A 21,173-nucleotide genomic window follows, 5' to 3' on the forward strand; every position below is an offset into this window, starting at 1 on the left:
TCAGGGGCGTATTACGTTGCGTCAACGATCAGGGGGCTAGCGAGTTGCTGCCTGTGGCTCAGGTGCCGGCGGCTAATGGCCGATCGCTCAGCTGGAGAAGCCAAAGAAGGCGGAACGGACGTTGACGCGCATGGGCTGCTCGGAGCCTCATACCCAAGGTCGACTACTGGATGGCTTGCCCGTGCGTCACCCGTTCCTCGTTGCAACACCACGGTGAATCGGAGTGCTGCGGATGGAGTCGAGGCTGTCGTCTTGGACGTAACCCATCGGATCGTTGGCTCGGACCATCGCAAGGTTGTCCGCGGATCGGCCGGTGCGGAACTGTGCACTCGGCTTCAGCCGACCGGGTTCGACGAGGCCATCGGGTACGCCGTCAGCACTCTGGGCCTCCGGAGCACATCAGGGGGGTGAGCCTTCACTGTGAGTGCGATCGCGCTCGTCCTGGCGTGCAGCATCTCCGGGTCCATCTGCCTGGTTCTGCTCGCGCGATAGAGGATCCGGCGCGGTCCCGAGTCCCACTTCAATTGTGCGGCGAGGAGCGAGGCAGGCACGGGGTCGGCAAGTTCGACCGTGCCGACGCAACTCACAGAGGCCTCGCCGGGGCTGGCCTCGCGGGTGACATCCGCCATCGCCGAGAGACTGAGGTGGTCATCGTCGTCATGTAGCGCGGGGAGCAGCAGGGGCAAGTCCAACGTCTGCAACCCTGCAGCAGTCAAGATCGCCCGCAGCGGAACACGCCGATTCAACATGTTCACCAGCCACGTGTTCCGAAGCCGCCGCGGATCAAACGAAGGCAACGCCTCGGGAACTTCAATTTCCCGCCGAATCACCTTCAGCGGGTCATAGGTTGCCGACCCGCTCGAAGCGTGAGCAAGCGTCTCCCCGCGCGCTTCAATCAGCAGTTCACGCAGCGGCTGCGCATAGGCCGAGTCGACTGCAATCACCCGATTCGGCATCCGACTCTTCACCGTGTGCTTCTCCGTGACACGCACCACGAAGAAGCCGTCACGCCACTCAATGTCCGACGCATCGACGAATCGCAACTCGTTGTGTTCCAAGCCCGCACCGTGATGCAGTGCCAACGCCGCTCGCATGTAACGCGACCTCCGCACCGTCGCTTGCGTCGCAGCTACTTCCCGGAACCAATCAACCTGCGCAGACGAGTAGGGCGCACTCAGTTTCTCGTCCTTCGGCGCGGCAACACGAACCTTCCACGGCGCACGAGGAGTCGCAGCACGCCCCACACGAGTAATCGCCCACCGAGCAACCACATGCGTATTCGAAACCCACTCCCGCCGGTCCCCCGTCGAGAGATACTCATCCAACCGGTCCGGCGTGAACACGGCTTCAACGTTCTCCGGCAGATCCTGCGCATGCGCCCACATCACGAGCGGCGCAACGTTGTACATCAGCCGGTAAGCGTCGGCGGTCGTCGTCGGCTTCGCCTTCATGACCGCAGCACGCGCGAAAGCGCCGCCCGTAACCGTCCAGTGCTCAGACACGGCCTGCGGACGGTAGTTCTCAATCGCCGCGGCGATCGCCGCCGGCGCCGGCGCCGGATCCTGATCAGTTCCCATGACACCAAAGAGCCTAGGCGTCACTCGAAGGGTGCGAGTTCTCACGACAGACGCAACGGCACCAAACCCGCGAACGCGCCATGACGAGGCGAGGGTCAACCACGCTACGGTTGGGGCGCACACCGCCAGCACCACCCCTGCAGCCCCACAGACAGAGGCATCAAGCGGCATCAGATTCAATCGCCGCAGCCCCGCTTCGATCAAAGTCGGCGAGCGAAGAGGCTGAGAACAGAGGGGCAACATCGCCGTCACGCCGGGGATCCGGCCCGCTCATTCGTGAACCCGATACCCGGCGATTCGACAACTTGCCTAGTGCGGAGACGGAGGGATTTGAACCCTCGGTCCCCTCAAAGGGGACTCCACCTTAGCAGGGTGGTGCACTCGGCCGGACTATGCGACGTCTCCAAGCACTCTCGCGAGCGCTGCGACCACCATACAGGAGGACCGCGCCACTCTCGACCCGACGCACGCCCGCGCGTGGCACGACCCGTCATACTCGGTCCCCCGAAGTGGGGACACGTGGGGGTTGTCGGGGCGTACCCCACTGCATAGCATCATCGGGACGCGGCAATCACGTTCCGGGGCTCGTCCCCGTCGTCGCGACACAGCACCCGACGTCGTTCCCCGTGCGGGCCCGGCGCGCCCGATCGCGTGGCGCCCGGCGGGGAGCGACTCCCCTGGGGGCGCGGCCCACCACCGCGCCCCCGTTTCTGCGTTCGGGGCGGGTGCACTGCTGACGTTCCGGCGCACGCACGCACGGCAACGGGTGGGCCCACGAAAGCGACACTGCGCCGCCGAGCTCGGCCGTCACTGGCGCCAGGGCGACAGAGTGCCGCGGATGTTCGGCGGCAGACTGTCGCTTTCGCGAAAGGGGCGAGGGGCCAGTCGCAGCCCCCGCGCCGCGCCTCAGTACCCGAACGCCTTGGAGCAGGTCTGCTGGTCGGCGGACTGCCCCTCGAGTCCGTCGATGGTCTCGGGCGTCGCCGAGGGGGTGCGCGGCGCGGCGGACGACGGCGCTGCCGGCGTCGCGGGGGTCGCTGGGGTCGCGGGCGCCGGCGCAGCCGCTGGCGACGAGGGCGCCGCGGTCGGCTGCGTCGGACTCGGCTGCGTCGGACTCGTCTCGGACCCGATGCCCGTGCTGTCCGCCCCGAGGGAGAACGACTGGCCGGCCTTGATCTTCGCGAACAGCCGGTCGGCCAAGTACGTCGTCGGCTCGACCTTGCCCTCGTAGACACCGGTGCCGCCCGTGGTGCCCGGGTACTGCACGAAGTTCACCTGCGCCAGCGGCAGGTCCCGGAGCGCCAGGCCCATCTGCACCATCGTCCCGATGTCGTTCAGGCTCTGGGACAGCTGCATGTTCGACGCCGCCGCCCGGGCCAGCTTGTACAGGCGGGCCGGCGAACCAAGGGTGTCGTTCGACTTCACGGTGCGGAGCAGCGACGACAGGAACACCTGCTGGCTGGAGATCCGACCGAGGTCCGACCCGTCGCCGACCCCGTGCCGGGTGCGCAGGAACGCCAGGGCCTCGTCACCCTGCAGGGTCGAGGTACCGGCGGGCAGGTTCAACCCGGTGTACGAGTCGGTGATCGGCTGGGCGACGCAGACGGGCACGCCGCCGATCGCGTTCGACATCTCGATGACACCCTTGAAGGACACCGCCGCCGAGTACTGGATGTCGAGTCCGGTCAGCCCGGCGACCGTCTGCGTGACGCAGTTCAGGCCCCCCTCGCCGAACGAGGTGTTGATCGGCTGCGCGGCCATCGCCGGGGCCGTGCCCGTCCCGTCGGTCTTCTTGCAGGCCGGTATCGGCGTGACGAGGTCGCGCGGGATGCTCACCGCGGTCGCGTTGGTGTGGTCGGCCGAGACGTGCAGCAGGATGTTGACGTCATTGAGGGTCGCGTCACGCTCCCCGAACGCCGCGCTCTGGTCCGGGTCGTTGTCGGTGCCGACGACGAGCATGTTGAACCCGCCCTTGAAGGCACTGAGCGGCTTCGCACCGCCCTGCGCCTGCGGTGCGGGCTGGCCCTGGATCGCGACACCCTCACCGAGGTCGTCCGTGACCTGCTTCGCCGCGATCGCCGTCACCGAGACCGAGCTCACCAGGGCCACTGCGACGACGGCGGACACTGTCTTGGCAGCGGTCGCGAGGGGGCTCGAGCGCCGCAGACGTCCGTGCCGTGCGATCCCGGGTGCTCGGTTCAAGCGGTGGGATCGATCGCGGACGTCGTTCACGGGCACTCCTGTCGTCGGTGGACACGCCGGGGACGGCAACCGGTCAAGGCTGCCACGACGTTGCCTGACGATCCAGTGCGAGGGGCGCCGCGACCGCGCACTGCGCGGCGGCGGGACCTGCGGACCACGGCGGCGGACACGGACCTGAGCGGATCCGCAGCCGCCGCCGGTTCAGGCCGACACGACCACCCGGAAGCGGTCCGGCAGCGCGACCAGGGCCGACGACAGGTCGAGGAGCGCCGCGGCGCAGTCGTCGAGGGCGTCTCGCTCCGCGGCGTCCGCGGCCCGCTCGACGATCTCGACCCTTCGTCGCCGGTCGACCACCGCATCGATCCCGTTGGCCAGGGCGACGTCGTCGGTGAAGAACATGTCGAGCACGATGCGCTGCGACAGCAACCAGTCACCGCTGACCGACGACCCGCGGCGCCGCAGGTACCAGGCCCCGAGTTCGACGAAGGCACCGGCTTCGGTCCAGCACTCGCGCAGCCACGCCTTGTCGAACCGGTCCTGGTACCCCACGGAGGTCGACGGCGGATCGACGAGCAGGGCCTGGGCGATCCGCAGGCGCTCGATCATCTGGTCGACCGACCAGTGCGAGATCACGACCCCGACGTACCGCTGCACGCTGGCCAGCTGCAGGGACTCGAGGGTCACGAGGGCTTCGCGCACCGGTGTGCGCGACACCCGCATGTCCGATGCGAGGGTGTCGAGCCGCAGCCGCTGTCCGCGGCGGTACTCCCCCCGCAGGACGTTGTCGAGCAGTCGCAGGAACACCGCGTCGCGCAGCAGACTGCGGCGCAGGCCGTGGGGATCGATGCCGTCGGCGCTGGCTCGGGTGGGGGTGTGCTCCATCACCCCAGGTTCACGCACGGGCGGCACCCCCGAGGCGAGGGCGGTCGCTGCCGTGGATCGTGGTCGCCGGTGTCGTGCTGTGGAGGAGTGCCATGCACGCACAGTGACAGCGCTGCGACGGCGGCGCTAAACACTCTGAATACAGAATGTCAGGCCGCCGCCGCCAGGCTCACCTCCGGTCGGACTTCGCGTCCCCGGTGAGCACCGAGAGCGGTTGGGTGACGTCCTCCAGCCCCTTCCGCGCGGCGTCGACCCCGAAGATCAGGGCCACCACGCCGCCGCCGATCATCACCGCGGATCCGAGCAGGTACCCCCAGAACAGCGGCTCCCGCGACGACCCGTCACCGATGAAGGCGCCGTAGATGGCCGGCGCGACCGCACCGAAGATCTGCGCCAGAGCGAAGAAGTACGAGATGGCCTGCGACCGCAGCTCGAGCGGGAAGATCTCGCTGACGGTCAGGTAGGCGCTCGACGCACCGGCCGAGGCGAAGAAGAACGAGACGCACCAGAACGCGACCTGCACCGTCGCCGAGATCGCGTCGGCCCGGAACAGGAACGCCGACGTGGCGAGCACGAGGCCGGACACCAGGTACGTCAGGAAGATCATCTGGCGACGACCCCAGGTGTCGAAGAAGCGCCCCAGGATGATCGGGCCGAGCAGGTTGCCGATCGCGAACGGGAAGAAGTAGACCGCCGTCTCCGCCGTCTTCAGTCCGAAGAAGTTCGTCAGGACCAGGGCGTAGGTGAAGAAGATCGCGTTGTACAGGAACGCCTGCGTGATCATCATCGTCGCGCCGACGAGCGTGCGGGTCGGGTACTGCTTCAGCAGCACGCGCGCGATGGCGAGGAACCCGACGCGGTCGGTCGGCGTGACGGTCATCGCCTTCGACTGGTCGACCTCCGGCAGGGGCTTGCCGGTCGCCTTCTCCACAGACTCCTCGATGCGGGAGACGGTGGCCTCGGCCTCTTCCTCGCGCCCGTGCGTCATCAGCCACCGCGGACTCTCCGGGATGTGCCGTCGCAGGAAGATGATCGCGATGCCGAGCACCGGGCCGAGGAAGAACCCGATGCGCCAGCCGACGTTCTCGGCGAAGTAGGACGTGTCGAGCAGGTAGATGTTCGCGAACGCGCCGAGTGCCGCGCCGCCCCAGTACGTGCCGTTGATGGCGATGTCGACGTGCCCGCGGTACTTCGCCGGGATGAGCTCGTCGATCGCCGAGTTGATCGCCGCGTACTCACCGCCGATGCCCAACCCCGCGACGAAGCGGAAGGCCGCCAGGAACCAGAAGTCCTGCGCGAGGCCCGCGATGCCCGAACCGACCAGGTAGATCGCAAGCGTCAGGATGAACAGCTTGCGGCGCCCCAACCGGTCGGACATGCGCCCGAACACCAGGGCACCGACGACCTGGCCGACCAGGTAGATCGTGCCGAGGGACGTCACCTGCTGCGTGGACAGGTTCAGGTCCGCCTGGAAGCCCGCGTTCGACACGATCTGGATCTCGAGACCGTCGAGGATCCAGGACACGCCGAGTCCGACGACGACGCTCCAGTGGAACCGGGTCCACGGCAAGCGGTCCATCCTGGCGGGCACCAGGCTCTTGATGGTTGCGTTCGCGCTGCTCACGAGATGGGACCGTACGCCGAGATCGCCGATGTGGTTCAGATGCGGAACGAGGAACCGGGGGCGGAGCCGGATCCCCCTACTTCGAATCCGGCTCCGTCGCCGGGATCTCAATGATCGCAAGTGCGATGGAAACCCACAAGCGGACGGACGGGAGGCCCGTGGCGGGCCCCGCCACGGGCCTCCCGTCCGACAAGGCGTAACGTCCAGAACGTGACCCGACCTGACATCCGCACGGTCGGCGAGCTCCGCACCTCTGGTCACGTCCAGAAGACGGTCCGCGCCGAGATCCGCGACAACCTGCTCACCGCCCTGCGCCAGGGCACCGATCCGTGGCCCGGCCTGCACGGCTTCGAGACCACCGTCATCCCCCAGCTCGAACGCGCCCTGATCGCCGGCCACGACGTGGTCCTGCTCGGCGAGCGCGGCCAGGGCAAGACCCGGCTGCTCCGCACCCTGCAGGGCCTGCTCGACGAGTGGACACCGGTCATCACCGGCTCCGAGCTCGGCGAGCACCCGTACGAACCGATCACCACCGCGAGCATCCGGCGTGCCGACGACCTCGGCGACGCCCTGCCGATCAGCTGGCGGCACCGCGACGACCGCTACGTCGAGAAGCTCGCGACACCGGACACGAGCGTCGCCGACCTGATCGGCGACGTCGACCCGATGAAGGTCGCCGAGGGCCGCAGCCTGGGCGATCCGGAGACCATCCACTTCGGGCTCGTCCCCCGTGGGCACCGTGGCATCGTCGCGATCAACGAGCTGCCCGACCTGGCCGAACGCATCCAGGTCGCGATGCTCAACGTGATGGAGGAGCGCGACGTCCAGATCCGCGGCTACGTGCTGCGTCTGCCGCTCGACGTGCTCGTCGTGGCGAGCGCGAACCCCGAGGACTACACGAACCGCGGCCGGATCATCACGCCGCTGAAGGACCGCTTCGGCGCCGAGATCCGCACGCACTACCCGATCGAGCTCGACGACGAGATCGCCGTCATCCGGCAGGAGGCCCAGCTGACGGCCGAGGTCCCCGACGCCCTGATCGAGATCCTCGCCCGGTTCACCCGCGCACTGCGTGGTTCGAGCGCCGTCGACCAGCGCAGCGGTGTGAGCGCCCGGTTCGCGATCGCCGGTGCCGAGACGGTGTCCGCCGCCGCGGTGCACCGCGCAGCACGCCAGGGTGAGAACGAGGCGGTCGCGCGGCCGATCGACCTCGAGACCGCGGTGGACGTCCTCGGCGGCAAGATCGAGTTCGAGAACGGCGAAGAGGACCGGGCCGACGAGGTCCTCGAGCACCTGCTCCGCACCGCGACCGCCGAGACCGTGCGCTCCCGGTTCAAGGGTCTCGACTTCGCGGTGCTCGTGGACGCGCTCGACGGCGGAACGATGGTGACCACGGGCGAGCAGGTCAGCGCCCGGGCGTTCCTCGAAGGCCTGCCGTCGATCGGCGAGTCCGACCTGTACGACCAGGTGTGCGACCGGATGGGTGCCACGAACGACGGCGAACGCGCCGGCGCGATCGAACTCGCCCTCGAGGGCCTGTTCCTGGCCCGGCGCATCAGCAAGGAGTCCGGCGGAGGCGAAGCCGTCTATGGCTAGGCAGAACCGGCGCCTGACGCGCGACACCCGGTACGGCCGGTACACCGACGGACCCGACCCGCTCGCCGCCCCGGTCGACCTGGCCGAGGCGCTCGACGCCATCGGGCAGGACGTGATGGGCGGCACGTCGCCCGAGCGTGCGATGCGGGAGTTCCTGCGGCGCGGCGGCCGGACGCAGCGCGGTCTCGACGACCTGGCCCGACGGGTGGCCGAGCGCCGCCGTGAGCTGACGAGCAGGAACAACCTCGACGGCACCCTGCAGCAGGTGCGCGAGCTCCTGGACCAGGCGCTGCTCGCCGAGCGCGGGGAGCTCGCCCGCAACGTCGACCTCGACGACGGCGACCGGGCCCTGGCCGAACTGCAGCTCGACAGCCTGTCGCCCTCCCCCGCCGCCGCGGTGCAGGAACTCGGCGGCTACGACTGGACGAGCCCGACCGCGCGCCAGAAGTACGACGAGATCAAGGACCTGCTCGGCCGCGAGGTGCTCGACCAGCGCTTCGCCGGCATGAAGCAGGCGCTCGAGGGTGCCACCGACCAGGACCGGGCCGCGGTCAGCGCGATGATGCAGGACCTCAACGCCCTGCTCGAGGCGCACGCCCGCGGCGAGGACACCCGGCAGCAGTTCGACGACTTCATGGACCAGCACGGGGAGTACTTCCCGTCGAACCCTGCGAACGTCGACGAGCTGCTCGACGACCTCGCAGCCCGCGCGGCCGCAGCACAGCGCATGCGGAACTCGATGACCCAGGAGCAGCGGGACGAACTCGACGCCCTCGCCCAGCAGGCCTTCGGCTCCCCCGACCTGATGGGGCAGTTGTCCCAGCTCGACGGCACCCTGCGCGCGCTGCGTCCCGGCGAGGACTGGGGCGGATCCGAGCGCATGGAGGGCGAACAGGGCCTCGGGCTGGGCGACGGCACCGGGGTGTTCCAGGACATCGCGGACCTCGACGCCCTCGCCGACCAGCTCGCCCAGTCCGGGCCGGGCTCGGAGCTCGACGACCTGGACCTCGACGCGCTGTCCCGGCAGCTCGGCGACGAGGCGGCGGTCGACGCGAAGACCCTGCAGCGCCTCGAGCAGGCGCTCCGGAACTCCGGGGCGATGCGCCGCGGAGCCGACGGGCAGCTCCGGCTCACCCCGAAGGCGATGCGGCAGCTCGGCAAGAGCCTGCTCAAGGACGTCGCCCAGCGGATGTCCGGTCGGCAGGGCGCGCGGGACCTCCGTCGCTCGGGCGCCGCGGGCGAACCCTCGGGGGCGTCGCGGCAGTGGGCGTTCGGTGACACCGAGCCGTGGGACATCCCCCGCACAATCACGAACGCCGTGGTGCGGACGGCGGCCAGCGGTCGACAGGGTGCGGGCGTGCACCTGAGCATCGAGGACGTCGAGGTGCAGGAGACCGAGGCACGCACCCAGGCCTGCGTCGCGCTGCTCGTCGACACGTCGTTCTCGATGGCGATGGAGGACCGCTGGGTGCCGATGAAGCGCACCGCCCTCGCGCTGCACACCCTGGTGTCGACCCGGTTCCGCGGCGACGACCTGCAGCTCATCGCCTTCGGTCGCGAGGCCGAGGTGATGGACGTCGAACAGCTCGTCGGTCTCGACGCGATGTGGGACAAGGGCACGAACCTGCACCACGCCCTGCTGCTCGCCAACCGGCACTTCCGCAAGCACCCCACGGCCCAACCGGTGCTCCTCATCGTCACCGACGGCGAGCCGACGTCGCACCTCGAGCCGAACGGGCAGGTCTGGTTCGACTACCCACCCGACCCGGTGACGATCGCGCTGACCGTGCGGGAGCTCGAGAACGCCGGACGCCTCGGCGCCCAGACGACGTTCTTCCGGCTCGGCGAGGACCCGGGGCTCGCCCGGTTCATCGACGCGATGGCGAAGCGCGTGGACGGCAGCGTCGTGGCACCGGAGAACGACGACCTCGGGGTCGCCGTGGTCGGGTCGTACCTCGGCTCGCGTCGCGGGGCCGGTGGCGCGCTCTTCCGCGACGACTGGGGGCTCTGAAGCCCACACGAAACGGACGGGAGGCCCGTGGCGAGACCGCCACGGGCCTCCCGTCCGTTGTCGGGTGCGTCTAGAACAGTGGCCAGGGCACGGCGGGGCCGTGACCGGGCGGCGGCGGGAAGATCCCGACGGCACGCAGGGCCGCGCAGCGCGCCCGGAGCGTGTCGATCTCCTCGTCCGTCAGGTGCTCGGCGAGCTCGTCGCCGAGACCACCGCGCAGGGCTTCGGACACGCGGTCGAGGCCCTCGAGCTCGTCCGGCCCGAGGGGCTCCCCGATCCAGCCCCACAGGACCGTCCGGAGCTTGTGCTCGACGTGGAAGGTGAGCCCGTGGTCGACGCCGAAGCGGTGGCCGTCGGGCATCGCCAGCACGTGCCCGCCCTTGCGGTCGGCGTTGTTCACGACGACGTCGAAGACGGCCATCCGGCGCAGGGCCTCGGAGTCCTCGTGCACGAGCGTGACGGGCTGGTCGTGTTCGTCGATCGCCTCGAGCACGGGCAGCCAGGGCGAACCCGCTGCCTCGGCGAGCTCCGGCGTCACCAGGTCGACGGCGTCCTGCTCGGGGTCGACGTCCTGCCAGCGCTGCACCATGCCGGGCCCGAACGGACCGTCACCCATCCACGTGGGCGGCACGACCGCCCAGCCGAACGCCTCGGAGACCAGGTGCGCGGCGATCTCGCGGCCGGCGAGCGTGCCGTCCGGGAAGTCCCACAGCGGGCGCTCGCCCTCGATGGGCTTGTAGACGACGGTCGCACCGTCGAGTTCGCCGAGGAAGGTGGCGTTGGACGCCTCACGGATGCGCGCCCGGACGGAGAGCGAGCCGTCGCTCATGCGTCGCCGGGCGGACGACCGGCGGCGACGACCTCGCGCGTGCGCTCGACGAAGGCCCGGGCGGTGCCGACCGGGATCTTCACCTGGAACAGCTCGGCGGGCTCGGGGATCTCGACGACGGCCTCGATCTCGATGCCGTCCTCGCTCTCCTCGGACACGATCTCGACCTCGTCGTCGATCGGGTACGCCTCGATGACGACCTGCGCGGTGGCCGGGTCGAAGCCCAGGCTCAGGGCTCCGGCGCGGAACTCGGCCTCGACGGGCTGGTCGAGGGGCTCCGGGTCGCGGAGCTCGGCAGGCACCGACGGCGGCACACTGAAGCGGTTGTCGTCGACGGTCGCGACCTCGTCGAGGAGCTCGTCGATCTTGTCGGCGAGCACGGCGGTCTGCTCCTTCTCGAGCGCGACGCTGGTGACGCGCCGACCGGAGCGGGCCTGGATGTAGAAGGCGCGCTCACCCGGACGGCCGATGGTGCCGACGACGAGGCGGTCCGGCCAGTCGAAGCCGTGGACGATGGTGGGCATACCCGCATTGTAGGAGCGCTCGGCTCCGGCCGTTCAGGGTCGGGCAGGACCCGCAGGCGCGTCGGGTGCCGGGTTGCCCGCGCCGCCGCCGACCGCGGCGTCCCCGCTGGGTGCCGGGGCGGTGCGCAGCCAGGACAGGTCACCGGACTCGGTGTTCGTCGCGACGACCTCGGGGCGGTGCTCGCCGTAGCGCACGACGGACACCGAGGCCGGGCCGACGCCGATGCGCTGGAACAGGTCCAGGTGCATGCCGAACGCGTCGGCGAGGACGCTCTTGATGATGTCGCCGTGGCTCACCGCGACCCAGACGGCTCCGGGCCCGTGCTCCGCCTCGACCTCGGCGTCGATGCGACGGACGGCCGCGACGGCCCGGGACTGCATCGTCTGCATGGACTCACCACCGGGGAACACGACGGCGCTCGGGTTCGCCTGCACCGTGCGCCAGAGGGGCTCCTTCGCCAGGTCGGCGAGCTTCCGGCCCTGCCACTGCCCGTAGTCGGCTTCGGTGATGGCCCGCTCGATCAGCGAGGCGGGTGCACCGGTCTGCCGGTCCGTCTGCCCGTCCGTCTGCCGGTCCAGGATCGCGCGGGCGGTCTGCCGGCAGCGCTCGAGCGGACTCGACACCACGGCGACGACGGGCACCGCGGCGATGCGCTCCGCGGTCCGCTCGGCCTGGGTGCGGCCGACGGCGTCGAGTCGCACGCCGGCGGTGCGTCCGGCCAGGACGCCGGTGGCGTTCGCGGTGGTGCGTCCGTGACGGACGAGGAGGACGGTCGCCATGCGCCCGATCCTAGGCGCGGGACGCGGTCGCCCTTGACGGGCCGCCCGGGGACCGATCAGATGGGGGCATGGCCGGGCGGCATCGACTCGCACTCTTCGCCACGTCGACGGTGACCGGGTTCGGGATCGCGACGTGGATCACCCGGACGCCCGCGATCCGCGACGAGCTCGGCGCCTCGATCGAGGCGATGGGCCTCGTCCTGCTCGGGCTGTCGATCGGGTCGATGATCGGGATCCTCGGCGCTGGGGCCCTGGTGCGGCGGCTCGGCAACCGCCCGCTCATCCTGCTCGGGGGCGCGCTGCCCGTCGTCGGCATGGTGCTCGTCGCGCTGCTCGCCCCGGCACAGGTCGCCGCCGGGGTCTGGGTCGGGCTGTTCCTGATCGGCTTCGGGGCGGGAGTCGCCGAGATCGGGCTGAACGTCGAGGCCGCCGCGGTCGAACGGCAGATCGAACGACCGGTCGTGCCGGTGCTGCACGCCTGCTTCAGCCTCGGCAGCGTGGTCGGCGGGGTCGTCGGCATCGCCATGACGGCGGCGGGGACCCCGGTCCGGGTGCACCTGCTCGTCGGCGCCGCGGTGATGGCCGCGCTGGCGGTGTTCGCGGCGCTGAACCTGCGGCCGGTGCCCCATGAGGCACCGACCGATGCACCGGCCGATGCCCGCGGCACCCGTCGGGGAGCCCGCCGCTCCGTCCTCACCGTGCAGCTCGCCATGATCGCCGTGATCACCCTCGCGATGGCCTTCGCCGAAGGTGCCGCGAGCGACTGGCTCCCGCTGCTGATGACCACCGACCACGACGCCCCAGAGTCGGTCGGGTCCCTCGTGTTCACCGGGTTCGCCCTCGCCATGCTCATCGGTCGCGCGGCCGGCACACCGCTCGTCGCCCGGTTCGGTCGCGCCCCGGTCGTCCGGGTCTGTGCGGCGGTCGGTGCGGTGGGGGTCCTGCTCGTCGTGCTGTCACCGAGTCCGGTGGTCACCGCGGCCGCCGCCGGCGTCTGGGGGCTCGGCATCGCCCTCGGGTTCCCGCTGTCGATCTCCGCCGCGGGCGACCACCCCACCGACGGCGACCGCCGGGTGTCGGTGGTGGCTACTGCCGGGTACATCGCGTTCCTGGTGGGGCCGCCGCTGCTCGGCTTCGTCGGGGAGCACCTCGGCCTGCAGACGGCGATGCTCGTGCCCCTGGCCCTGCTGGTCGCGGCGTTCGTGGTCGCCCCGGCGACGCGGGGACGGGACACCGGGCGGACGATCGAGCCGGCGGAACCGGCGCGTCGGCCGTCCGGTCGGTAGCGTCTCGGGCATGCCGTTCTTCCGCGACGCTCCGCGCCCGATCACCCCAGCCGCTCCGTCCAGGGTCCAGGCCGCGTGGTCCGACTCCGCGGGGCACCTCGCGACCCGCTGCCTGCAGCTCATCGTCGTCGTGGTGGTCGTCGCCGGCATCGTCTGGGCGAGCAACATCCTGAGCGTCGTCACGATCCCCGTGCTCCTCGCGCTCATCATCGCGTCGGCCATGCACCCCGTGGTGTCGTGGCTCCGCAAGCACCGGGTGCCGTCGGTGGTAGCCACCCTCGCGGTGCTCATCGGCGTCCTCGCGGTCCTGGGCCTGATTGGCTGGCTCATCGTCGTCGCGGTCGAGAACCAGTGGTCACAGCTGCAGAAGTCCGCCGTCGACGGGTTCGAGCAGCTGCAGACCTTCGCGAAGACCCTGCCGTTCTCGATCTCCGACAAGCAGATCGACGACGCTGTCGCGTCGGCCTCCGACTTCGTCACGAGCGCGCAGTTCGGCTCCGGTGCCCTCGCCGGTGCTTCGGCCACCGCGAACTTCCTGACCGGGCTCGTCCTGATGATCGTCGTGCTGTTCTTCTTCCTGAAGGACGGCCCGAGCATCTGGGAGTTCCTGCTCCGCCCCTTCACCGGTGAGCGCTACGCCCGAGCACGTCGCGTCGGCGACCGGGTCGTCTCGACCCTCGGCGGGTACGTCCGCGGTACGGCCACCGTCGCTGCCGTCGACGCGATCGGCATCGGTGTCAGCATCGCGATCGTCGGCGTCCCCCTCGCCCTGCCGCTGGCCGTCATCGTGTTCATCACGGCGTTCATCCCGATCGTCGGTGCCACCGCGGCCGGCATCCTCGCCGCCCTCGTCGCGCTCGTGGCCCTCGGCCCGGTGCAGGCCCTCATCGTGATCGGCATCGTGATCGTCGTGAACCAGCTCGAGGGCAACTTCCTGCAGCCGGTCCTGATGGGTCGCACCCTCAAGCTGCACGGCCTCGTCATCCTGATCGGGCTGACCGCCGGCACCGTCCTCGCCGGCATCACCGGCGCGATCATCTCGGTGCCGCTGATCGCCGCGGCCTGGGGCGCGATCCTGGTGTGGGACGGCCCGAACACCCCGGCACGACCGTGGCGGAAGAAGCGCAACGAGGACGTCACCGCGCACGAGCTGCCGCAGGGCTGATCCGCGGCGCCGATCCGCGGGGCGCGTTGCGGACATCCGCTTCGCGCAGCGGCCTTCCACCCAGCAGGATGGAGGAGTGCTCGTCTCCATCGTCTACATGAGCCGTGCCGTCGTCCCCTTCGACGACCAGGCCATGGCGGTGCTGCTCGCGGAGTCCCGGCTGCGCAACGAAGCGCTCGGGGTCTCCGGGCTCCTGCTCGCCAAGGGCGGTCGGTTCATGCAGCTGCTCGAGGGGCCGGCGTGGAGCGTGCAGGACCGGTACGACGTGATCGCGAAGGACCGCCGTCACGGTGAGGTCAAGTCGCTGGTGCGCGAGGACATCGAGCGCCGACGGTTCGACGGCTGGTCGATGGCCTACCGCGCGCTCGACGACTCGGACGTCCGCTCCGAGGAGGGCTTCAGTCCCTTCCTGTCCGGCACGATGGACTTCCCGCGCTCGTTCGACCGGACCAGTGCGGCCTGGCTGCTGAAGTGGTTCCGCGACCGCGAGCTGCACGACCTCTGACCCGCCGGCAGCGACGCACTCCGCCCGCGCCGTACCCAGCGGTTCAGTCGGTGCCGAACGCGTCCTCGACGACGGCGAGCAGCCGGTCGCGGTGCTTCGGGTCCGCCGTCGCCGCGATCACCACCCGCCACATCGTCGCCACCGCCGGCATCAGGTCGGTGCGCCGCGTCCGGACGTCGGACACGAGCTGCACGCCGGTGAAGTAGGGCACCACCGTCGATCCGAGCTGCTCCGCGGTCAGGTCCGTGCGGAGTTCCCCGCTCGCGACCGCCAACCGGAACACGTCGACGATCCCGCCGATCCACTGCTCGTAGAAGCTCAGCGTCGCGGTCTGGAACTCGCCGCGCTCCAGCGACAGCCGGATGCCCGCCCGCACGATCGGGTCGGTCCGGAGCAGGTCGGCGATGCCGTGCGACGCTCCGATCAGCGCGGCGACCGGCGAGCTGTCGGTGTGGCTGACGACGTCGAAGGTGCGGGCGTTCTGCTCGCCGATGACGCCGAGCGCCAGGGCGAGCTTCGTCGGGAAGTGGAAGTGCAGCGTGCCCTGCGAGACGCCCGCCGTGCGCGCGATGCTCGCGATGGTCGCGCCGGCGAAGCCGACGCGGTCGAACTCCTCCGCCGCGGCCACCAGGATCTGCTCACGTCGTTCCACGTGACCAGTCTCACAGTCTGGAGGGACGGTGCCAGCTGGCACCGCGCCTCCAGTCCGAGGGGTGGTCCGTCTCAGGCCGCGTGCCGGCGGTCCGAGGGGTGGTGCGCATCAGGCCGCGTGCCGGCCGAGCGTGATGCGCTCCTCGGGCAGGTCCTGCAGGTCGCGGCCACGGAACCAGCGGAGCAGCCAGTCGGCGGGCGTGCCCGCCACCCCGGTCGGCAGACCGGTGCGGTCGCTGAGGAAGGTGCTGAACCCGGGCTCGTCACGGAGCTCGTCCCCGGTCGGGCTGCCGAACGCCATCGCCCAGCCGTCGAACCGACGCGTGCTGATGGACTCACGCGACAGCGACTTCACGCCGGTGTGCCGCGGGTCGCGCTCGATCGCGGCGAAGCGGTCCTCGACGCTCCAGACCGGACCCTCGAGCACCTGCATGAAGCGGCCGCCCTTGGCGAGCAGGAGCCCGGAGACGCCGAGCGCGTGGTTGCGGAGCCGCGCCTCACGCAGCATGGCGACCAGCTGGTCGTCGGTCAGGTCGTCGACGGCGACGGACATGTAGACGAGGGAGGTGAGCGAAGTCATCCCCTGCAGTCTGGAACGTGGTCGGCGGCACGGTCAACGCGTCGTCCGCACACCGCACCGGAGGGTGCGGCATGCGGACGACGGGTGGGGTTCAGGGTGTCGGGTCTCGGGTCTCGGGTTTCGATCAGGTGAGGGCGAGCAGGTTGTTGACCTGTTCGTTGACCCCGGTCAGCGTCGAGATCGGCTTGCCGTTCGCGTAGACGTCGTCGAAGGCGGGCTGCAGCAGGGCCTGCACGTCGGCGGGGTTCTTCGTGACCGGGAACAGGAACGTGGTGTCCTCCTCGACCTGCCGGGTGAACGCCGAGACGTCGAGCCCGCGCTTCCGGAACGACGCCACCGCGGCCTCGGTGCCCGCGGGACGAGCGGGGAACACGATCCCGCTCTCGCCGACGATCCGCTGCGCCTCGTCGCTGCCCAGGAACGCCACCCACTTCGCGGCGGCCTCGGGGTCCTTCGCCTGCTTCGTGATCGAGTCGCCGAGCCCGTTGAACATCGACGCACGGTGACCCGACGGGCCGATCGGCGTCGGGGCGACCGCGACGTCGAGGTCCTCCATGCCGAGGTACGAACCGATCATCCACGAGCCGTTGAAGGACAGCGCGCACTTGCCGGCGCCGAGCTGGACCTCGGGCCCGGTCGTGGTGGAGAACACCCCGTACTTCGCCATGTAGCCCTTCTCGGCCAGCCGGTAGTACCAGGCGAGGGTGTCCTGCACGACCCGCTCGTCGTAGCGGAACCGGTCGCCCCACGGGTTCTCGTTCGTGTAGAACCAGTCGACCGATCCGGTGAACGGCGACCACTGGGTCTGTCCGAAGCCGTCGCCGCCCGAGCCGTTCGACGAGATGCCGTAGACGGCGACGTCGTCCTTGTCGAAGCCGTCCTCGTCGCCGCGTCGGCCCTTCGAGTCCACCGTCAGCCGCGCGAGCATCCGCTCGAACGTGCCGCCGTCGTCCGGGTTCCACGCGAGCGACCCGAGTTCCTCGGCGGAGACCCCGGCCTTCGCCATCGCCTTCTTGTCGTAGAACATCGCGACGGTGTCCCAGTCCTTCGGGGAGCCGTAGCGGTGGCCGTCCTGGCCCTTCCACAGTTCGGCGAGCCCGGACTGGTAGTCGTCGTCACGGATGCCCTTCGTGGCGTCGAGTTCGTCGAGCTTGTAGAGCACGTCGAGGTCGGCGTACTGCGGGAACTTCGTCAGGTGGTCGGTGAAGACGTCGGGCGCGGTGCCGGCGATGAAGCCCGCGGTGAGCTTGGTCCAGTAGTCGTTCCACCCGAGCTGGGTGATCTTCACGGTGATGTCCGGGTTCGCGCGGTGGAACGCGTCGGCGACGGCCTGGTACGCGGGCTGCTGGTTGGCGTCCCAGAGCCAGTAGCTCACGGTGCGCGCACCCGACCGGTTCGTCGTGCGGCGACCGGGCGACGAGCAGGCGGCGAGCGCGCCGAGGGCCAGGGCGGAGGCACCGCCGGCGAAGAGCGTGCGGCGGGTCAGTTGGTTCGTCATGGTGTTCGTCCTGTCCGAGCGCCGGGTCACTTGATCCCGGAGAAGCCGATGGAGTTGACGATCCGCTTGGCGAAGACGCCGAACAGCAGGATCATCGGGAGCGCCGCCACCAGGGTCGCGGCCATGAGCCCGGCCCAGTCGGTGCCGGACTGCGGGGTCTGCGACTTGAAGACGCCGAGCGCGACGGTCAGCACCCGCGAGCTGTCGGTGTACGACACCATGAGCGGCCAGAAGTAGTCGTTCCAGCTCGTGATGTACGTCAGCACGGCGAGGGTGGCGATCGGGGCCGCCGCCATCGGGATGACGAGCCGGAAGAACACGCGGACCTTGCCCGCGCCGTCGATGAGCGCCGCCTCTTCGACCTCCTTCGAGATGCCGAGGAAGAACTGCCGCAGGAAGAACACCGCGAACGGGGTCATGAACATCGTCGGCAGGGCGATGCCGAGCAGGTTGTCGACGAGCCCGAGCTGCTTGATGAGCGTGAAGTTCGGCAGCAGCGTGAAGATCGCGGGGACCATCAGCCCGGCCAGGAACACCCCGAACACCTTGTCGCGACCGGGCCAGCGCAGCCGGGCGAAGGCGTAGGCGGCCGCTGCCGAGAAGAACACCTGGCCGACGGTGACGAGCGTCGACACCAGGATCGAGTTGAGCAGGTACCGCCAGAAGTTCAGCGCGGCGCCGGAGCCGCCCTGGGCCAACGCCTCTTCGGTGGACTGCAGGCCGAAGACCCGCTCGAACCCGCCCAGGCTGAACCCGACGGGCAGCAGCGAGGTGGGGTCGGAGTTGATCGCGGTGTTCGACGACAGCGCGGTGCGCAGGATCCAGTAGAACGGGAACAGGGTGACGACGATGACGAGGATCATCGCGACCCAGGCGAGCACGCGGCCGAGCGACGGGCGACGACGGTGGCCGGCCCCCATCCGCGGCGGGCGGGACGTGGTGACGGAACGGGTGAGTGTCGTGGTCATGGCGCTTCCGTTCAGTCCAGGTCGGACTCACCCGAGCGGGTGAGGCGGTACTGGATGATCGTGATGATGCTGAGGACGATGAGGAGCGCGACCGAGACCGCGGACGCGTAGCCGAACTGGAACCGGCCGAACGCCAGGTTGTAGATGTAGTTCTGTACGACGTTCGTGGCGTTCGCGGGGCCGCCCTGCGTGGTGACGGCGACGGTGTCGAACACCTGGAACGACCCGATCACGGTGATGATCAGCACCAGCGACAGGATCGGGCGGAGCAGCGGCACCGTGATGCGCCAGAACATCTTCCACTCGCTCGCACCGTCGATGCGTCCGGCCTCGTACACGGTCTCCGGCAGCGACTGCAGGCCGGCGAAGATGAGCAGCGCCGTGTAGCCGACGTGCCGCCAGACGTTGATGAGCGCGATCGAGGGGATGCCCCAGACGTCGCTCTGCAGGAACGGGATGCGGTCGAGCCCGAGTGCGGCGAGCATCTCATTGCCGATGCCGAGCTGGGTGTCGAGGATCCAGAGCCAGACGAGGGCGGCGACGACGTTCGACACCAGGTACGGCGCGAGCACGATGCCGCGCACGAAGGTCGACTTGGTCAGGCGGTGCATCATCACGGCGATGAACAGCGCGACGACGGTCTGGATGACGATGTTGATGAGCACGTACTCGACGGTCACCACCATCGAGTGCCAGAAGATCGAGTCCTGCACCAGGCGGGCGTAGTTCTGCAGGCCGGTGAACTCGGGCTCGGTGAGCAGGTTGTACGAGGTGAAGCTCAGGTAGATGCCCCGCACGGTCGGCCAGGCGAGGAACACCGCGAACCCGACGGCTGCCGGGGCGATGAAGACGAGCGCGAGCCACAGGTCGTTCCTGGGGCGGCGCCGTGGTGCGGTGGTGCGGGCACGGGCGAGGTCGGCGGACCGACTCCTCCGTCTCGTGCTGGCGGTCGTCAAGGGTGACGACACAGGGCTCTCGGTTGCCATCGCGACTCCTTCGTCTGCGGTGGACTGACGTACAGCAGTCCGTGAGCCGGGAATCTACACGTGGGGATCACCGCTGGCAAGAGTGGGTTTCCGGGCTGTGAGCGGGGGTTGTCACGTGTAGACAACGTGTGTCAGGATGGCGCTCGATCGCATCGGAGCGACCCGCTCGGCGACGCATCCCACACCCTGGAAAGGTCACTGATGATCTCTGTCGGAATGGTCGGCGCGGGCCAGTTCGCCCCCCAGTTCGCCAAGCTGTTCAAGCTCCACCCCGACGTCGACCGGGTCTACGTCACCGACCTCGTCGGCGAGCGCGCGTCCGAACTCGTCGAGACGCAGCACCTCGACGGCACGTTCCCGGACTTCGACGCCGTCCTCGCCTCGGACGTCGACGCCGTCGCGATCTTCACGCAGCGCTGGACCCACGGTCCGCTCGTGGTCAAGGCCCTGCGCGCCGGCAAGCACGTGTACTCCGCTGTGCCGATGGCGATCTCCGTCGACGAGATCCGCGACATCATCCAGGCGGTCCGCGAGACCGGCCTGACCTACATGATGGGCGAGACGAGCTACTACAACCCCGCGACCGTGTTCGCCCGCAAGCAGGTCGCCGCCGGTGCCTTCGGCCGGGTGTTCTACGCCGAGGGTGACTACGTGCACGACATGGACCTCGGCTTCTACGCCGCGTACCAGTACAGCGGCGGCGACGAGTGGAAGCGCACCGCCAGCTACCCGCCCATGCTCTACCCGACGCACTCGGTCGGTGGGGTCCTCGGCGCGATCCCCGGGCACACGGTCAGTGTCAGCTGCATCGGCGTGAAGGACGATCGCGGTGACGGCGTCTTCGACAAGGACGTCAGTCAGTTCGACAACGACTTCTCGAACGCCACCGCCCTGTTCGAGCTCGACAACGGCGGGGTCATGCGCATCAACGAGATGCGTCGCGTCGGCTACCCGTCGCACATCCGCGAGTCACGGTTCCGCTACTTCGGCACCGAGGCCAGCTTCGAGCAGCTCGCGAAGACCAGCGTCTGGCAGGACAAGGAGGACTCGTACGACATCAGCGACAAGATCGACACCCAGGCGACGATGTCCCTCGACGACCCGCGCCTGGCCGACGTCGACCCGTCCCTGCGCGACGCGTTCGTCTCCGGCTACGCCGAGGTGCACGACACCGACCGCCTGCCCGCCGAGTACGACGGTGTGCCGACCGGACACGAGGGCAGCCACCAGTTCCTCGCCGACGACTTCGTCCGTGCCGTCGTCGACCGGACCCTGCCGCCGGTGAACGCCTGGACCGCCGCACGCTTCACCCTCCCGGGCATCATCGCCCACCAGTCCGCGCTGCAGGGCGGCGCCCGCCTCGACGTGCCGGACTTCGGGGACGCCCCCGAGACGACGAGCGCCGCGGCGACGAGCGCGACGCCGACGAGCGCACCGACGTCGGCCGGAGCCGCACCGTCGGCTACGATCGCGTCCGAGTAACACGTGTCGTTCGGGTGCCGGTCCGTC

18 protein-coding genes and 1 tRNA gene are annotated in these 21,173 nt (G+C 69.8%); 6 read left to right on the plus strand and 13 right to left on the minus strand.

Annotated features, from left to right (window positions below; translation table 11 throughout):
• Positions 1 to 335: 335 nt before the first annotated feature.
• The 5 genes from HQQ79_RS13925 to HQQ79_RS13945 all read right to left on the minus strand — a co-directional run bounded on the left by HQQ79_RS13925 (position 336) and on the right by HQQ79_RS13945 (position 6,240).
• Positions 336 to 1,577 (minus strand): site-specific integrase, encoded by a 1,242-nt coding sequence (locus HQQ79_RS13925; protein ID WP_173035021.1) that lies wholly within the window; start codon positions 1,575 to 1,577, stop codon positions 336 to 338.
• Positions 1,578 to 1,892: 315 nt separating this feature from the next.
• A tRNA-Ser gene (locus tag HQQ79_RS13930) sits at positions 1,893 to 1,982 on the minus strand.
• Between the two features lie 501 nt (positions 1,983 to 2,483).
• Complete coding sequence (locus HQQ79_RS13935) at positions 2,484 to 3,779, minus strand: LCP family protein (RefSeq protein ID WP_254066263.1); 1,296 nt, start codon at positions 3,777 to 3,779, stop codon at positions 2,484 to 2,486.
• Between the two features lie 201 nt (positions 3,780 to 3,980).
• The gene (locus HQQ79_RS13940) at positions 3,981 to 4,661 is read right to left on the minus strand and encodes a GntR family transcriptional regulator (RefSeq protein WP_173035025.1); all 681 of its coding nucleotides are present in this window, start codon (positions 4,659 to 4,661) and stop codon (positions 3,981 to 3,983) included.
• Between the two features lie 169 nt (positions 4,662 to 4,830).
• Positions 4,831 to 6,240: an MFS transporter gene (locus HQQ79_RS13945; protein ID WP_173035340.1), complete on the minus strand. Its 1,410-nt coding sequence runs from the start codon at positions 6,238 to 6,240 to the stop codon at positions 4,831 to 4,833.
• 255 nt (positions 6,241 to 6,495) lie between these two features.
• On the opposite strand from HQQ79_RS13945, the gene HQQ79_RS13950 reads away from it, so the two are divergent.
• The gene (locus HQQ79_RS13950; protein WP_173035027.1) at positions 6,496 to 7,881 is read left to right on the plus strand and encodes an AAA family ATPase; all 1,386 of its coding nucleotides are present in this window, start codon (positions 6,496 to 6,498) and stop codon (positions 7,879 to 7,881) included.
• Positions 7,874 to 9,892: a VWA domain-containing protein gene (locus tag HQQ79_RS13955; protein WP_216852518.1), complete on the plus strand. Its 2,019-nt coding sequence runs from the start codon at positions 7,874 to 7,876 to the stop codon at positions 9,890 to 9,892. The genes HQQ79_RS13950 and HQQ79_RS13955 overlap by 8 nt, the downstream gene beginning before the upstream one ends.
• Before the next feature lie 70 nt (positions 9,893 to 9,962).
• Here the strand turns inward: HQQ79_RS13955 and HQQ79_RS13960 are convergent, their stop codons facing one another.
• The 3 genes from HQQ79_RS13960 to HQQ79_RS13970 are packed head-to-tail and all read right to left on the minus strand — an operon-like array spanning position 9,963 to position 12,025.
• Positions 9,963 to 10,721 (minus strand): SCO1664 family protein, encoded by a 759-nt coding sequence (locus tag HQQ79_RS13960; protein ID WP_173035029.1) that lies wholly within the window; start codon positions 10,719 to 10,721, stop codon positions 9,963 to 9,965.
• A complete protein-coding gene (locus HQQ79_RS13965; protein WP_027466105.1) occupies positions 10,718 to 11,245 on the minus strand; it encodes a DUF3090 domain-containing protein in 528 nt (175 codons plus the stop codon). Before HQQ79_RS13965 ends, HQQ79_RS13960 begins: the two co-directional genes overlap by 4 nt.
• Before the next feature lie 33 nt (positions 11,246 to 11,278).
• On the minus strand, positions 11,279 to 12,025 hold the full coding sequence (locus HQQ79_RS13970) for an MSMEG_4193 family putative phosphomutase (RefSeq protein WP_138804073.1): 747 nt from the start codon (positions 12,023 to 12,025) through the stop codon (positions 11,279 to 11,281).
• A gap of 68 nt (positions 12,026 to 12,093) precedes the next feature.
• Between HQQ79_RS13970 and HQQ79_RS13975 the strand changes: the two genes are divergently transcribed.
• The 3 genes from HQQ79_RS13975 (at position 12,094) to HQQ79_RS13985 (ending at position 14,981) form a co-directional block, all read left to right on the plus strand.
• Positions 12,094 to 13,311 (plus strand): MFS transporter, encoded by a 1,218-nt coding sequence (locus tag HQQ79_RS13975; RefSeq protein ID WP_173035031.1) that lies wholly within the window; start codon positions 12,094 to 12,096, stop codon positions 13,309 to 13,311.
• A 10-nt stretch (positions 13,312 to 13,321) separates the two neighbouring features.
• Entirely contained in the window at positions 13,322 to 14,476 is a 1,155-nt protein-coding gene (locus tag HQQ79_RS13980) for an AI-2E family transporter (RefSeq protein WP_173035033.1), read from the plus strand.
• Positions 14,477 to 14,552: 76 nt separating this feature from the next.
• Positions 14,553 to 14,981: a BLUF domain-containing protein gene (locus HQQ79_RS13985; RefSeq protein ID WP_173035035.1), complete on the plus strand. Its 429-nt coding sequence runs from the start codon at positions 14,553 to 14,555 to the stop codon at positions 14,979 to 14,981.
• Between the two features lie 43 nt (positions 14,982 to 15,024).
• Here HQQ79_RS13985 and HQQ79_RS13990 read toward each other — a convergent pair whose 3' ends face one another.
• The 5 genes from HQQ79_RS13990 to HQQ79_RS14010 form a co-directional block, all read right to left on the minus strand.
• Positions 15,025 to 15,633: a ScbR family autoregulator-binding transcription factor gene (locus HQQ79_RS13990; RefSeq protein WP_173035037.1), complete on the minus strand. Its 609-nt coding sequence runs from the start codon at positions 15,631 to 15,633 to the stop codon at positions 15,025 to 15,027.
• A 108-nt stretch (positions 15,634 to 15,741) separates the two neighbouring features.
• Complete coding sequence (locus HQQ79_RS13995) at positions 15,742 to 16,212, minus strand: BLUF domain-containing protein (protein WP_051596847.1); 471 nt, start codon at positions 16,210 to 16,212, stop codon at positions 15,742 to 15,744.
• A 124-nt stretch (positions 16,213 to 16,336) separates the two neighbouring features.
• On the minus strand, positions 16,337 to 17,710 hold the full coding sequence (locus HQQ79_RS14000) for a sugar ABC transporter substrate-binding protein (RefSeq protein ID WP_214524401.1): 1,374 nt from the start codon (positions 17,708 to 17,710) through the stop codon (positions 16,337 to 16,339).
• A gap of 26 nt (positions 17,711 to 17,736) precedes the next feature.
• Complete coding sequence (locus HQQ79_RS14005; protein WP_035808970.1) at positions 17,737 to 18,630, minus strand: carbohydrate ABC transporter permease; 894 nt, start codon at positions 18,628 to 18,630, stop codon at positions 17,737 to 17,739.
• Between the two features lie 59 nt (positions 18,631 to 18,689).
• A complete protein-coding gene (locus HQQ79_RS14010; protein ID WP_228516654.1) occupies positions 18,690 to 19,664 on the minus strand; it encodes a carbohydrate ABC transporter permease in 975 nt (324 codons plus the stop codon).
• 198 nt (positions 19,665 to 19,862) lie between these two features.
• Between HQQ79_RS14010 and HQQ79_RS14015 the strand changes: the two genes are divergently transcribed.
• Entirely contained in the window at positions 19,863 to 21,146 is a 1,284-nt protein-coding gene (locus tag HQQ79_RS14015; RefSeq protein ID WP_254066311.1) for a Gfo/Idh/MocA family protein, read from the plus strand.
• Positions 21,147 to 21,173 lie beyond the last annotated feature (27 nt).

It is taken from the genome of Curtobacterium sp. VKM Ac-2852 (genome assembly GCF_013205045.1).
Classification (GTDB): Bacteria; Actinomycetota; Actinomycetes; order Actinomycetales; family Microbacteriaceae; genus Curtobacterium; species Curtobacterium flaccumfaciens.